11 protein-coding genes and 1 pseudogene are annotated in these 13478 nt (G+C 73.0%); 9 read left to right on the top strand and 3 right to left on the bottom strand.

Annotated features, from left to right (window positions below; translation table 11 throughout):
• The first annotated feature begins 432 nt into the window (after nucleotides 1-432).
• Both ACIQ8J_RS27665 and ACIQ8J_RS27670 read left to right on the top strand, forming a co-directional pair.
• Nucleotides 433-2181, top strand: a complete 1749-nt coding sequence (locus ACIQ8J_RS27665) for an ABC transporter permease (protein WP_403276626.1) — start codon at nucleotides 433-435, stop codon at nucleotides 2179-2181.
• Between the two features lie 29 nt (nucleotides 2182-2210).
• On the top strand, nucleotides 2211-3593 hold the full coding sequence (locus tag ACIQ8J_RS27670; protein WP_403276624.1) for a nitrate/sulfonate/bicarbonate ABC transporter ATP-binding protein: 1383 nt from the start codon (nucleotides 2211-2213) through the stop codon (nucleotides 3591-3593).
• A gap of 40 nt (nucleotides 3594-3633) precedes the next feature.
• Here ACIQ8J_RS27670 and ACIQ8J_RS27675 read toward each other — a convergent pair whose 3' ends face one another.
• Entirely contained in the window at nucleotides 3634-4059 is a 426-nt protein-coding gene (locus ACIQ8J_RS27675) for an ArsR/SmtB family transcription factor (protein WP_403276622.1), read from the bottom strand.
• A 148-nt stretch (nucleotides 4060-4207) separates the two neighbouring features.
• Between ACIQ8J_RS27675 and ACIQ8J_RS27680 the strand changes: the two genes are divergently transcribed.
• From ACIQ8J_RS27680 to ACIQ8J_RS27710, 7 genes are all read left to right on the top strand, one after another.
• Nucleotides 4208-4681, top strand: a complete 474-nt coding sequence (locus tag ACIQ8J_RS27680) for an NADH-quinone oxidoreductase subunit B family protein (protein ID WP_403276620.1) — start codon at nucleotides 4208-4210, stop codon at nucleotides 4679-4681.
• Entirely contained in the window at nucleotides 4678-6591 is a 1914-nt protein-coding gene (locus ACIQ8J_RS27685) for a proton-conducting transporter membrane subunit (protein ID WP_403276618.1), read from the top strand. The genes ACIQ8J_RS27680 and ACIQ8J_RS27685 overlap by 4 nt, the downstream gene beginning before the upstream one ends.
• Nucleotides 6588-7541 carry a respiratory chain complex I subunit 1 family protein gene (locus ACIQ8J_RS27690; protein WP_403276616.1) on the top strand — a complete coding sequence of 318 codons (954 nt, stop codon included), beginning with the start codon at nucleotides 6588-6590 and terminating at the stop codon, nucleotides 7539-7541. Before ACIQ8J_RS27685 ends, ACIQ8J_RS27690 begins: the two co-directional genes overlap by 4 nt.
• Before the next feature lie 3 nt (nucleotides 7542-7544).
• Nucleotides 7545-8222 (top strand): hypothetical protein, encoded by a 678-nt coding sequence (locus ACIQ8J_RS27695; protein ID WP_403276613.1) that lies wholly within the window; start codon nucleotides 7545-7547, stop codon nucleotides 8220-8222.
• 431 nt (nucleotides 8223-8653) lie between these two features.
• Nucleotides 8654-9967 carry a proton-conducting transporter membrane subunit gene (locus ACIQ8J_RS27700; RefSeq protein ID WP_403276611.1) on the top strand — a complete coding sequence of 438 codons (1314 nt, stop codon included), beginning with the start codon at nucleotides 8654-8656 and terminating at the stop codon, nucleotides 9965-9967.
• On the top strand, nucleotides 9964-11442 hold the full coding sequence (locus ACIQ8J_RS27705; protein WP_403276609.1) for an NADH-quinone oxidoreductase subunit C: 1479 nt from the start codon (nucleotides 9964-9966) through the stop codon (nucleotides 11440-11442). The genes ACIQ8J_RS27700 and ACIQ8J_RS27705 overlap by 4 nt, the downstream gene beginning before the upstream one ends.
• Before the next feature lie 53 nt (nucleotides 11443-11495).
• Nucleotides 11496-11888, top strand: coding sequence for a VOC family protein (locus ACIQ8J_RS27710; protein WP_403276608.1), 393 nt, complete (start codon nucleotides 11496-11498; stop codon nucleotides 11886-11888).
• A 152-nt stretch (nucleotides 11889-12040) separates the two neighbouring features.
• On the opposite strand, the pseudogene ACIQ8J_RS27715 reads toward ACIQ8J_RS27710, so the two are convergent.
• A pseudogene (locus tag ACIQ8J_RS27715) lies at nucleotides 12041-12232 on the bottom strand (AraC family transcriptional regulator); the annotation flags it as partial.
• A 70-nt stretch (nucleotides 12233-12302) separates the two neighbouring features.
• A complete protein-coding gene (locus ACIQ8J_RS27720) occupies nucleotides 12303-13472 on the bottom strand; it encodes a YihY/virulence factor BrkB family protein (RefSeq protein ID WP_403276606.1) in 1170 nt (389 codons plus the stop codon).
• Nucleotides 13473-13478 lie beyond the last annotated feature (6 nt).

Genomic DNA, 13478 nt, shown 5'->3' on the forward strand with positions numbered 1-13478 from the left:
GTCATCGGTCACACCTCCCCTTGGCGGTTCCTCGTTCGGCACCCGGCGGCACTTCGCGGCCGGTGAGCGACGCCCACCCTAGGGGTCCCGCCCACGGCCGTGCCACCCAGTTATTTCCTTTATTTGCGCATCAGTGCAAGAAACGGCAGACTGCACGAGTCGCTGGAAACCGCATCACCGAAGGGGGCAGCCATGGACGCCGATCCTCCCAGTCCGCGCCGCCCCGCCGGCAGCCTCTGACACTCCCGTCACCTCACGCCCCTCGACTCGGGGCCGGTGCGGCGGTGCTGCCGCGGTGCGACCGGATTCTCCGGGCCCCGGCCCGCCCTCCCTCTCTTTCGTTTCTCACCACGTCAGGCTCCGCCGCGCCGGGGTGCGCGGTCGCGCCCCGGGGGCTGTTGTGCTCACAGTGTGGTCGGAGGTCTTCTTGTGATGTCGTTCAGGACGAGCGGTCCCGCGCCGCGGATCCCCTCCCGGTTCGCGGGCCGCCTGGCCCGGCTGAGCTGGGTCGACGCGGTGGTGGCCGCGGCCGTGCTCGTGCTCTTCTACGTCGTGCTCCAGGTCGGGCACGGCACCACGGTCCGGTTCTCCACCGATCAGTCGATCAAGGTGGACACCGATCCCACCCAGCTGCCGTACGACGCCGCGCGCTCGCTGCTGCGCATGTTCATCGCGCTGGCCGCCTCGATCGTCTTCACCTTCGTGTACGCGCTGGCCGCCGCCAAGAGCCGGCGCCTGGAACGCATCCTGATCCCGGCGCTCGACATCCTCCAGTCGGTGCCGGTCCTCGGCTTCCTCACGGTCGCCGTCACCGGGTTCATCGCCCTGTTCCCCGGGTCCATGCTGGGCCTCGAATGCGCCTCGATCTTCGCGATCTTCACCTCGCAGGCGTGGAACATGACGTTCGGCTTCTACTACTCGCTCACCTCGCTGCCGCGCGAACTGGACGAGCTGTCACGGTCGTTCAGGTTCAGCCGGTGGATGCGGTTCTGGAAGGTCGAGCTGCCGTCCGGGATGATCAGCCTGGTCTGGAACGGCATGCTGAGCTTCGGCGGCGGCTGGTTCTTCCTGGTCGCCTCCGAGGCGATCAGCGTCAAGAACAAGGACTACGCGCTGCCCGGCGTCGGCTCGTACGCGGGCGCCGCCATCACCGACGGCAACCTCGGCAAGGTCGGCTGGGCCATCCTCACCATGGCCGTCATGGTCATCGGTGTGAACTTCTTCTTCTGGCGGCCGCTGACCGCCTGGGCCGAGAAGTTCAAGAACGAGCAGTCCGAGGCGAGCGAGATCCAGCGCTCGGTGGTCCTGGACTTCCTGCGCCGCTCCAACTGGCCGCAGCTGCTCGGCAAGGTGTTCCGCCCGGCGGGACGCGCCCTGAGCCGCGCCGGACGCGTCTTCGGCACCGACGACCGGCCGCTCAGCGTCGACCCGGCCCGCAAGCGCACCGGCGACATCACCTTCACCGCGGTCGCGGGCGCCGTCATCCTGTGGGGCCTGTACGACCTCGGCCGCTACCTCCACGACGAGACCGGCCTCGGTGTCTTCGGCGAACCCCTCCTCCTCGGCCTCGCCACCCTCGCCCGGGTCCTCGTCCTGGTGGCCGCGGCCACCGTGATCTGGGTGCCGATCGGCGTGAAGATCGGCTTCTCGCCGCGGCTGACCCGGATCGCCCAGCCGGTCGTGCAGGTACTCGCGAGCTTCCCCGCCAACTTCCTCTTCCCGCTGGCCGTCTGGTTCTTCCTCAAGACCGGCCTGTCCATCAACATCGGCGGCATCCTGCTGATGGCGCTCGGCGCCCAGTGGTACATCCTCTTCAACACCATCGCGGGCGCCATGTCGATCCCCAGCGACCTGCGCGAAGCCATGGACGACCTGGGCGTACGCGGCTGGCAGCGCTGGAAGCGGCTGATCCTGCCCGGCATCTTCCCCTCGTACGTCACCGGCGGCATCACCGCGTCGGGCGGTGCCTGGAACGCCTCGATCGTCGCGGAAGTGGTCACCTTCGGCGGCACCACGCTGACCGCCACCGGCCTCGGCGCCTACATCGCGAAGGCCACCGCGGCGGGCGACTTCCCGCATCTGATCGCGGGCGTGGCGGTGATGAGCCTGTACGTCGTCGGCCTCAACCGCCTGCTGTGGCGTCGCCTGTACCGGCTCGCCGACACCCGCTTCGCCCTCTGACACCCCTGAGCTTTCTCTGGAGCCCCCTCATGGTTCTGAACACACTTCGCACCCTGCGCAAGGCACGGCACACGGTTGCCCAGAACGCGCCCCGCCCCGCCGACGGCGAGATCCTGCTCGAAACGGTCGGCCTGACCAAGGCGTACGCGGGCGCCGACGGCGAGCTGCCCGTGCTCGGCGGCATCGACCTCCAGGTGCGGGCCGGGGAGGTCGTCGCGCTGCTCGGCAAGTCCGGCTCGGGCAAGTCGACGCTGCTGCGCTGCCTGGCCGGTCTCGTACCGCCGAGCTCCGGCACCGTGTCCTACCGGGGCGCCCCGCTGACCGGCGCCAACCCGGGCACCGCCATGGTGTTCCAGACCTTCGCGCTGCTGCCCTGGCTCACCGTGCAGCAGAACGTCGAGCTGGGCCTGGAGGCGCGGGGCGTACCCGCCGACGAGCGGGCCGGGGCGGCCGGTCAGGCCATCGACCTGATCGGTCTCGACGGCTTCGAGTCGGCGTACCCCAAGGAGCTCTCCGGCGGCATGCGCCAGCGCGTCGGGTTCGCGCGGGCGCTGGTCGTCGAGCCGGACGTGCTGATGATGGACGAGCCGTTCTCCGCGCTCGACGTGCTGACCGCGGAGAACCTGCGCGGCGAGCTGATGGAGCTGTGGGAGTCAGGCCAGTTCCCCACCCGGGCGATCGTCCTGGTGACCCACAACATCGAGGAGGCGGTGCTGATGGCCGACCGGATCGTGGTGCTCGGCTCACGCCCGTACGGCACGATCCGCGAGACCTTCGAGGTCGGTCTCGACCGGCCCCGGGACCGCAACTCGCCCGCCTTCGAGGAGCTCATCGACCGGGTCTACCGCACGATGACGGGCCGCACGAAGGAGACCCGGATCCCTGGCCGCGCCGAGGGCGTAGAACTCGACCGGCGCACCCCCGCGAACACTCCGCTGCCCGGCGCCAGCGTCGACGGTCTCTCCGGTCTGGCCGAGATGATCGCCCACCAGGGCGGCCGCTGCGACCTGCCCGACCTCGCCGACGACCTCGGTCTGGAGATCGACGACGTACTGCCGCTGGTCGACGCGCTGGAACTGCTCGGCTTCGCGGCCGTCAGCGGCGACGACCTGGTGCTGACCGACCGGGGCGCCACGTTCGCCGGCGCCGACGTCCAGCGCTCCAAGCAGATCTTCGCGGAGGCGGGCATGGACGCCCCGCTGGTCCGGCTGATCACCACCAGCCTCCGCCAGAGCCCCGACGGCACCCTGCGCGCGGGCTTCTTCCGCGACGTCCTGGCCCACCACTACACGAGCGAACAGGTCACCCGCCAGCTGGAGACAGCCACGGACTGGGGCCGCTACGCGGAGCTGTACGGGTACGACGCGGAGCCGGAGGAGTACCGCTTGGACGAGAGCGCGCCGGTGCAGTGACCCACCCGGCCCAGGGGCGCTGCCCCCGGACCCCCGCTCCTCACACGCCGGAGGGGCTGGAATTCGGCTGGCCCGTTACGGGGCGAAGAGCCGGCGCCCGGCGCGTCGCACGGGCCGGAGCCGCGGCCTCGGCGGGGTCGGCCGCGCCCGCGCCCTCCGGTGACACCGCGAGCGCCACCACCGACGCCTCCTCCAGGAGACCCCGGACACCCGGCCCGGAAGCCCGGTAGAAGATCCGCGTGCCCTCCCGCCGGGAGGTGACGAGCCCGGCCGAGCGCAGCTTGGACAGGTGCTGGGACGTCGCGGCGACATGCGCGCCGATGAGCTCCGCGAGCGCGGTCACCGGCAGCTCCGCCCCGCTGAGCGCCCACAGCAGGCGGTACCGCGAAGGATCCGCCACCGCCTTCAGTACGGTGACGGCCCGGTCGGCCCGCTCCGCGTCCCAGCTCTCCATTTGCGCTCCCACGCAAATATCGTAACGGAGCCCGGTCGGGCCGGCTCGGGCAAGCTCCGCCCCACCGCACGGCCAACCGCTCCCCTCCGGGCAGCCAAACCTTGTCAAAGCCCGCCGTCTTCTCGTAACCGGAATCCCGCCGCATCCGGTTGTGCCGGGCATGAGTCTGCTGCGCAAGATCCGTGGGACCGGGCGGGTGGCGGAGGAAGCCCCGCCCCGCCCGAGTCCCGGCGACTTCCCCGCGCTCGCCGGATCGGCGCAGGTCCGCTGCGTGGACGCCGGATCGTGCAACGGCTGCGAGATCGAGATCGCCGCGGCCTTCGGGCCGGTGTACGACGCCGAGCGGTACGGCGCCCGCATCGTCGCCTCGCCCCGGCACGCCGATGTCGCCCTGGTGACGGGTCCGGTGACGCGGAACATGAAAGTGCCGCTGCGCCGCGCCGTGGCCGCGATGGCCGAGCCCGGGGTCGTCGTGGCGGTCGGCGACTGCGCGCTCAACTGCGGTGAGTTCGCCGGGGGTTACGGAGTCGAGGGCGCCGTCGCCGATGTGGTGGACGTCGACCTCACGGTGCCCGGCTGCCCGCCCCGCCCGGAGCAGATCGTGGCGGCCCTGCGCACGGTGACGGGCCGGTGAGCGCGGCGAGCGGCGCCGCGACCGCCGCGGTGGGCGCCGCCGGACTCACCGCGGGAGTGGCGGCGCTCGGCGGCGGGCGGTGGACCGCCGAGGCGCCCTGGCTGCTGCCGCTCGGCGGCGTGCGCCTGGAAGTGGACGCGCTCTCCGGCCTGTTCATGGCCGTCGCGGGCGCGGTGGTGCTCGCGGTCGCGGTGTACGCGGCGGGCCACGGGGGCGCCTCGCGGACCGCCCGCTGGGTCCTGCCGGGGTTCAGTGCCGTACTGGTGCTGGTCCCGGCCGCCGGTTCCGTCTCGACGTTCCTGCTCCTGTGGGAGCTGATGGCGGTCGGCTCGCTGGTCCTGGTGCTCGGCGAGCACCGCCGGCGGCGCGCGGTGCGCGATGCCGGGGTCTGGTACGCGGTGCTGACCCAGCTCGGTTTCGTCCTGCTGCTCGCCGGGCTCGCGCTGTTCGCCGCGCTGGCCGGCGGCGAGACCTTCCCCCAACTGCGGGGCGCCGCAGCGTCGTTGGGCCCCCTCTGGCGTGGCACGGTCTTCGGGCTGCTCGCCGCCGCGTTCGCCTCGAAGGCCGGGATCGCCCCGCTGCACGCCTGGCTGCCCCGCGCCTACACCGAATCGCCGGGCCCGGTGTCGGCGCTGATGAGCGCGACGATGGTCAACCTCGGGGTGTACGGGATCATCCGTTTCGGGCTCGACATCCTCGGCGGGGGCTCGCCCTGGTGGTGGCTGGTGCTGATGGGGGCGGGCGCGGTGTCCGCCGGGTACGGCATCCTCCAGGCCGCGATGGCCTGCGACCTCAAGCGGCTGCTCGCCTACTCCTCCACCGAGAACATGGGCCTGGTGCTCATCGGGGTCGGCGCGAGCGGCCTGTTCGCCGCCGACGGCGACCGGCGACTGGCCGGGCTCGCCCTCGCCGCCGCGCTGCTCCATCTCGTCAACCACGCCGCGTTCAAGGGCCTGTTGTTCTGCGCGGCCGGTTCGGTCGTCCGCGCGACCGGCGTACGCGATCTGGACCTGCTGGGCGGACTGCGCGCCCGGATGCCGTTGACGGCCGGGTTCTTCGCGCTCGGCGCGCTCGGCGCGGTGGCGCTGCCGCCGGGCAACGGCTTCGCCGGGGAGTGGCTGCTGCTCCAGTCGCTGATCCACGGGCTCGCGGTGCCCGGCGTGGCGACGGCGGTGGTGCTGCCGCTCGCGGTCGCGGTGATCGCGCTGAGTGCGGGGCTCTCGGCGGCCGTCTTCGTGAAGGCGCTCGGCGTCGGCTTCTTCGCCAAGCCGCGCGGCGAGGCGGCGGCCGGCGCGCACGAGAGCCCGCCCGCGATGCTCGCCGGCATGGGCCTGCTCGCCGTCGCCTGCACCGGACTCGCCCTGTTTCCCGGGGTGTTGGGCCCCGCTCTCGACCGGGTCGTGGGGGTCGCGGGCGCCGAGCCGCCGGTCGGCGGCGCCGGGGTGCGGCTGCGGACCGTCTCGGGCGCGCTCGCCCCGCTGTGGATCGCGGTGGCGCTGGCCCTCGCCGTACTGGGCACGGCGGCCCTCGTACGCCTGGTGGCGCGGCGGCCCCGGCGCACCGGGGCCAAGCTGTGGGACTGCGGGGGCGGTGCGCCGACGCCGCGCATGACGTACACCGCGACGTCGTTCGCGGAGCCGCTGCAACGCGTCTTCCACCAGCTGCTCGCGCCCGAGCAGCACGTCAGCGTCACGCCGGTACGGGAATTCGCCTATCTGGAGGAACGGGTGCGGTTCCGGCACCGGGTGCCCGACCGGATCGAGCACCGGCTCTACCGGCCGGTGCTCGCGGGCCTGTCCGCCGTCGGACAGTACGCGCGGCGCTTCGCCACCGGGTCGATCCACCTCTATCTCGGCTACGGGTTCTTCGGTCTGGTCTCGCTGCTCCTTGTCCTGGCGGTGGGGTGGTGAGCGTGATCGGGGCGGCCGCGGTGGCCGTGCAGGTGGCGGCCGTGGCGGCCGGCGCGCCGCTGCTCACCGGGGTGATGCGGCAGGTGCGGGCGAGGCTGGAGGGGCGGGCCGGGGCCGGGGCCGGCCAGCCCTGGCGGGATCTGCGCAAGCTGCTGCGCAAGGAGGCGGTGACCTCGCTCGGCACGGGTCCGGCGTTCCGCGCGGCTCCCGTCCTGCTCGTCGCGACGACGGCGGTGGTCGCGGCGCTGGTGCCGCTGGCGTCGACCGCCATGGTGGTGAGCGGGAGTTCGGACCTGATCGTGGTGGTGGCGCTGCTCGCGCTCGGCACGGTGGCGCTCGCCCTCGCCGGGCTCGACAGCGGGACCGCGTTCGGCGGGATGGGCGCCTCCCGCGAGATGACGATCGCCGCGCTCGTCGAGCCGACCATCCTGGTCTCGGTGTTCGCCCTGTCGCTCCCGGCCGGTTCGACCAACCTTCCGGCGATCGTGTCGGGAGCGCTCCGGGACCCGGACCGGCTGGTCTCCCCCGCCGGTCTGCTCGCGACGGCGGCGCTCGCGGTGGCGGTGCTCGCCGAGACGGGCCGCCTCCCGGTCGACAACCCCTCGACCCACCTCGAACTGACCATGGTGCACGAGGCGATGGTCCTGGAGTACGCGGGCCCGGATCTGGCATTGGTCGAACTCGGCGCCCAGATGCGGCTCACCGTCCTGCTCGGCCTGCTCGTCTCGCTGTTCGCCCCCTGGGGCATCGCGACGACGGCCTCGGCGGGCGCGCTCGCCGTCGGCCTCGCGGTGTGCGCGGGCAAGGTGGCGCTGCTGGGGGCGGCGCTCGCGGCGGCGGAGGTGTTCTGGGCGAAGCTGCGACTGTTCCGGGTGCCCGAACTCCTCGCCGGTTCCTTCCTGTTGTCACTGCTCGCGGTGACGGCTTCGTACTTTCTGAGCGGGGCGTGAGCGGTGCTGAGCGACGGGCTGTTCACCAAGCTGCTCGACCTGGCCTGCGGGGCGTTCCTGCTCGCGGCCGTGGTGATGCTGTGGCGGCGCGAACTCGCCGCGGAGGTACGGGTGTTGGCGCTGCAAGGGGTGGCCCTCACGGGGGTCGCGGCGCTCATCGGGCTGCACGAGACGCGCTGGGACCTGGTCGCGGTGGCCGTCGGCATCGGGCTGCTGCGGGCCGGGGCGCTGCCCGTCCTGCTGCGCCGGGCGCTCGCGGGCAGCGGCGACCCCGAGGAGACGCATCCCCAGGTCGACGGGTGGGCCAACGGGGCGGGCTCGCTCCTGACGGCCGCCGCGCTGACGCTGCTCGCGTACGTGGTGGCCAGGCCGCTGGTCGCACTGCACCCCAACCCGGTCACCCGGGCCCTGCCGGTGGGCCTCGCGGTGGTCCTGATCGGCTTCTTCGTCCTTGCCACCCGGCGGCACGCGGCGGCCCAGGTCATCGGGTTCCTGCTGCTCGACAACGGGATCACGGCGATCGCGTTCCTCGCGGCGTCCGGGGTGCCGCTGATCGTCGAACTCGGGGTGTCCTTCGATCTGTTGCTGGCGGTGCTGGTGCTGCACATTCTGACTGCGCGGATGCGGGATGTCTTTGGGTCGGCGGCGCATACCGACGACTTGCAGGAGCTGCACGACTGAGGATTTCCCCACCCCGCCCCTTCCCGAACCGGGGCTCCGCCCCAGACCCCGCTCCTCAAACTCCCCCAAGGCCTGAAGGGCCAGGGAGGGACCCCCATGAGGGGCTGGAGGTTGCCACTCACGAGGTGCCCATGTTCACCACACTGCTTCTCATCGCCCCCGTTGCCACTCCGCTCGGCGTCAGCGCCGGGCATGCTCTGCGTGCCCGGAATGCCGATATGCACGTGCGTATCCCGGCTGCCCGGCGGGCCCCGGTGGCCGTGCGCGTGGGTGTTGGGCCGGGCGGGGCCGAGATCGACCTACCAAAGGCCGCGCCGCAACCCGTGGCCACACCGGCCCCCCGCCCCCGCGGCTGGCTCGGGCTGGTTTCGCCTGCGGCGATGCTCGGGTGCGGGGGTGCGCTCGCGGCTCAAGTCCCTTACCGGGGGCCCGTGTCGGCGTTCGGGGAGGTGTTGCGGGCGGATGCGCTGACCGTGTGGATGCTGCTCGTGGTGGGGGCCGTCGCGGCGGTCGCCGTGGCCGCCGGGCCCTCGTACCTCGCCGGGGAGCGGGCGGCGGGGCGGGCCGCCGACCGGACCGTGCACCGCTACCACCTCCTGGTGCACGCCTTCCTCGCCGCGATGTGCCTGGCCGTGCTCGCCGGGAACCTGGGCGTGCTGTGGGTGGCGGTGGAGGCGACCACCGTCGTGACCGCCTTCCTCGTCGGCCACCGCCGCACCCGCACCTCCGTCGAGGCCGCCTGGAAGTACGTCGTGATCTGCTCGGCGGGGATCGCGCTCGCCTTCCTCGGCACGGTGCTCATCTACTACGCCGCCCGCCGCGCCGGGATCCCGGAGGCGGGCGCGCTCGACTGGCGGGTGCTCGTCGCCCATGCGGGCAGCCTCGACCCCGACGTCACCCGGCTCGGCATCGCCCTGGTCGTCCTCGGCTACGGCGCCAAGTCCGGACTCCTACCCCTGCACGCCTGGCTGCCGGACGCGCACAGCCAGGCGCCGTCGCCGGTGTCGGCGCTGATGTCGGGGGTGCTGCTCGCCGTCTCGTTCTGCGCGGTGCTGCGGTACAAGGTGATCGGGGACCTGGTGCTCGGCCCCGGTTTCGCGCGCGGTCTGCTCGCCGCGATCGCGCTGCTCACTCTCGCCCTCGCGGCCGGGCTGCTGCTCGCCCAGCGCGACTACAAACGCATGCTGGCCTATTCGAGCATGGAGCACATGGGGCTCATCGCGCTCGGCGCCTCGTTCGGCGGGCCGCTCGCCCTGTCGGCGGTGCTGCTGCACATCGCCGGACACGGCCTCGCCAAGACCGTGGCGTTCTGTGCGTCGGGCCAGCTGCTCCAGCTGCGGGGCACCTCGCGGATCGGCCGGATCCGGGGTCTGATCGCGCTCTCGCCCGGTCTGGGCACGGCGCTCGCGGTGGCCGTCGTGGCGCTGCTCGGGCTGCCGCCCTTCGCCCTGTTCGCCTCCGAACTCGGCCTGGTGCGCGCCGGGTTCACCGCCCACATGGGGTGGCCCGTGGCCGTCGCCCTGCTCCTGGCTCTGGTCGCCTACGCGGCGCTGGCCGCCCGGACCGCCAAGATGGTACTCGGCCCGGCCCCGGCGGACCTCGCCGCGCCGGTGCGGATCGGCCCGGCCCGCGGGCTGCCGCTCGGCGCCGGGCTGCTGTGCTGTGCCGCGCTCGGCCTGACCGTACAACCGCTGCTGCCGCTGCTCACCGCGGCCGCCGAGATCGCCGGAAGGGCCACCCGATGAACCGTACGACCCAGGAGATCGGCGTCCACGAACTCCCGTCGCAGGTGGGGAAGTTGCTCGATTCGGGGCAGCGGCTCGCGCTGGTGGCGGCGCATCACGACGAGGGCGCCGTGCGCGTGGTGTACCTGTTCGTCTCCGGGCCGCCCGACACCCGTACCGAGCTGTCCGTACGCCTGGATCCGGACCGCCCCTCGGTGCCCTCGCTCGCCCGGCTCTCCTTCCCCGCCGGGCGGTTCGAGCGCGAGATGCGCGATCTGCACGGTGTCGTACCGCGCGACCACCCGCTCCCGCACCGTCTGGTGCGCCACTTCCACTGGCCGCGCGGCTGGTATCCGATGCGGCCCGACGCCGGGGCGGCGCCCCCGTTCGGGGCACAGGAGGGGCCCTATCCGTTCCTCGCGGTCGAGGGGGACGGGGTGTACGAGATTCCGGTGGGGCCCGTGCACGCGGGCCTCATCGAGCCGGGGCACTTCCGCTTCTCGGTGGTCGGCGAGACCATCATCCGGCTCAAGGCGCGGCTGTGGTTCGTGCACAAGGGCATCGAGAAGCTCTTCGAGGGGCGCACCCCGGACGCCGGCCTGCGGCTCGCCGAACGCGTCAGCGGGGACACGGCGGTCGGGCACGGGCTCGCCTACTGCCTCGCGGTCGAGGAGGCGTACGGCGCCGAGGTGCCCCAGGAGGCGGGTCCGGCCCGCGCCCTGCTGCTTGAGCTGGAGCGGCTGCACAACCACGTCACCGATCTCGGCGCGCTCTGCAACGACGTGGGCCACTCCGTCCTCAACTCCCATGCGCAGCGCGTCCGCGAGCAGTTGCTCCGGCTCGCGCAGACCACGACCGGGCACCGGCTGCTGCGCGGCGGGGTCGTCCCGGGCGGCGCCCGCCTCGCCGCGGTGCCGGACCCGGCGGTGTTCGCCCAAGTCGCCGCGGACGTAAGGGAGATCACCGAGCTCGCGCTCGGCCACGCGACGGTGCGGGACCGGTTCACCGGCACCGCCGCGCTCGGCGCGGACGCGGCGCGCGATCTGGGCTGCCTGGGCTATGTGGCGCGGGCCAGCGGGCTCGACGCGGACGCGCGGTTCGGCCACCCCTTCACCGCCGAGGGCCGCCCTCAGGCGCCCGTCACGCAGTCGTCCGGCGATGTGCTGGCCCGCTTCCTGGTGCGGGCGCGGGAGGCGCAGGCCTCGCTCGAACTGGCGGGGCGGCTGGCGGCGGGGCTGCGGCCGGGCGATCTGACCGTGCCGCTGCCGCGCCGCCCGGCGGGCAGGTCGGGAACGGGGATCGTGGAGGGCTGGCGCGGGGCGATCACCACGCGCGTCGAGGTCACACCGGACGGCACGCTGTCCCGGGTGAAGCCGGTGGACCCGTCGTTCTTCAACTGGCCCGCGCTGCCGGTCGCGCTCGCGGAGACGATCGTCCCGGACTTCCCGCTGGCCAACAAGAGCTTCAACCTGTCGTACGCGGGCAACGACCTGTGACCGCGCGTCCGATTCGTACAAGACCCGGGCGGCCCGCGGCCTACGGTGGGGCCATGACTCCACGACTCGACGCCATCGGCCTGGTAGTGGCCGACATGGCCGCATCGCTCGCCTTCTACCGCCGCCTCGGCCTGGACGTTCCGGCCGACGCGGACACCCGGCCGCATGTGGAGTGCACGCTCCCCGGCGGCACCCGGGTGCTGTGGGACACCGAGGACACCCTGCGCTCCTTCGACCCCGGCTGGACGCGCCCCGAGGGCGGCGGCCGTACGGGATTCGCCTTCCTCTGCGCGTCGCCCGCCGAGGTCGACGCCACGTACGAGGAGCTGGAGGCGGCCGGATACCGGGGCCGCCTCAAGCCGTGGGACGCGTTCTGGGGCCAGCGCTACGCCACCGTGCTCGACCCGGACGGCGTGGAGGTGTCGCTCTTCGCGGCGCTCGCGTAGTCCGTCAGCGTCATCCCGGCGAGCGACCGCATCTCCCGGGCAGAGATGCGCCTGATCGGTGCAGCCGGCGGCGAGCGCGGCCTCCGCGTACGGCATGCCCCGCCATACGAGACCGAGGGCGCGCTGGAGCCGCAGGACCCGGGCGGGCGTCAGACGGCGGGCCCGTCGCCGGGGGCGAAGCGGATCCCGGCGTAGCGGGTGCCGGGGGCCGGGCCGGGAACGTGGGCGCGGGTGTCGGGCCCGGCCACCGGGAGCCGTCCCTCGCACCAGAGCAGATCCATGCAGCCGTCCGGCAGGACGGGCCGTACCCCGCCGGACCCGGTCTCGGTGCGCGTCCAGACCACCGCGCCGGGCTGGCGGGAGGGCCGCTCTCGGTACCTGCCGTCGAGGGTGGTCCGGGGCCGGGCGCACTGATCAGTCGCGGTCGTGCGGGGACTTCTCCTCGGGCTTCTTCGGGGTGTGCAGCCGGGACTTCACGTCGTCCGGGGGCAGGAACTTCGACCAGCGCTCGGGGAACTCCGACGGCATCCCCGGATCGTTCGCGTCGTCGGGGTCCTCGGGGTCGTCGTCGGCGTCGAAGGGCATCGGCCGGGCCGACTGGGCGCGGGCGACGAGCTGGGCGGCCTGCTCGGTGCGCACGCGGTCGCTGGCCGCGCGGGCGGCGGCCGTGGCGACGGACGGCCAGACCCGGTCGATGGCGGCGTTGACGGCCGCCCCGACCAGCACCGCGAACGCGGAGATGCCGATCCACAGGAGCACCGCGATGGGGGCGGCGAGCGAGCCGTAGATGGTGGGGCCCTCGACCGTGTTGGTCAGGTAGATCCGCAGCAGGAACGAGCCCAGCACCCAGATCGCGAGCGCCACCAGGGCGCCGGGCACATCCTCGATCCACGGTGAGCGGACCGGCACCGAGACGTGGAAGAGGGTGGTCAGGAAGGCGATGGACAGCAGGATCATCGTCGGCCAGTACAGGAAGCTGATCACGTCGGTGCCCCAGGGGATCAGCTCCACCACCCGGTTCGGGCCGACCACCGCGAGCGGCAGCACGACCGCGCCGATCAGCAGCGCGACGATGTACAGGAGCAGCGAGAGCATCCGGGTCTTCACGATGCCGCGGTGCCCGTCGAGCCCGTACATCACGGTGATGGTGTCGATGAAGACGTTCACCGCGCGCGAGCCCGACCACAGGGCGATCGCGAAGCCGATCGAGACGATGTCGGGGCGCTTGCCCTTGGTGACGTCCTCCAGGAGCGGCTGGGCGAACTCGTGCACGCCCCGGTCGGAGAGGACCGTGCCGGCCGCGTTGAGGATGTTCTGCTCGATGCTGGCGACGGTGTGGGTGCTGGTCCAGCCGTCCACGTAGCCGAGCAGCGCGATCACACTGAGCAGCAGCGGGGGCAGCGAGAGCAGCGTGAAGAACGCGGCCTCCGCGGCAAGGCCCAGGATCCGGTACTCGACGCACGAGTTGACGGTGTCCTTGAGGAGCAGCCAGCCCAATTTCCGCTTGGAGACGTTGCGGTAGAGGACGCGGGCCCGATGAAGGCGGCCGGATGTCCGCTCGGGTGTTTCATTTGCTGGCTGCACGTCCTT

Origin of the sequence: Streptomyces sp. NPDC094147, assembly GCF_044764265.1 — a bacterium.
Classification (GTDB): Bacteria; Actinomycetota; Actinomycetes; order Streptomycetales; family Streptomycetaceae; genus Streptomyces.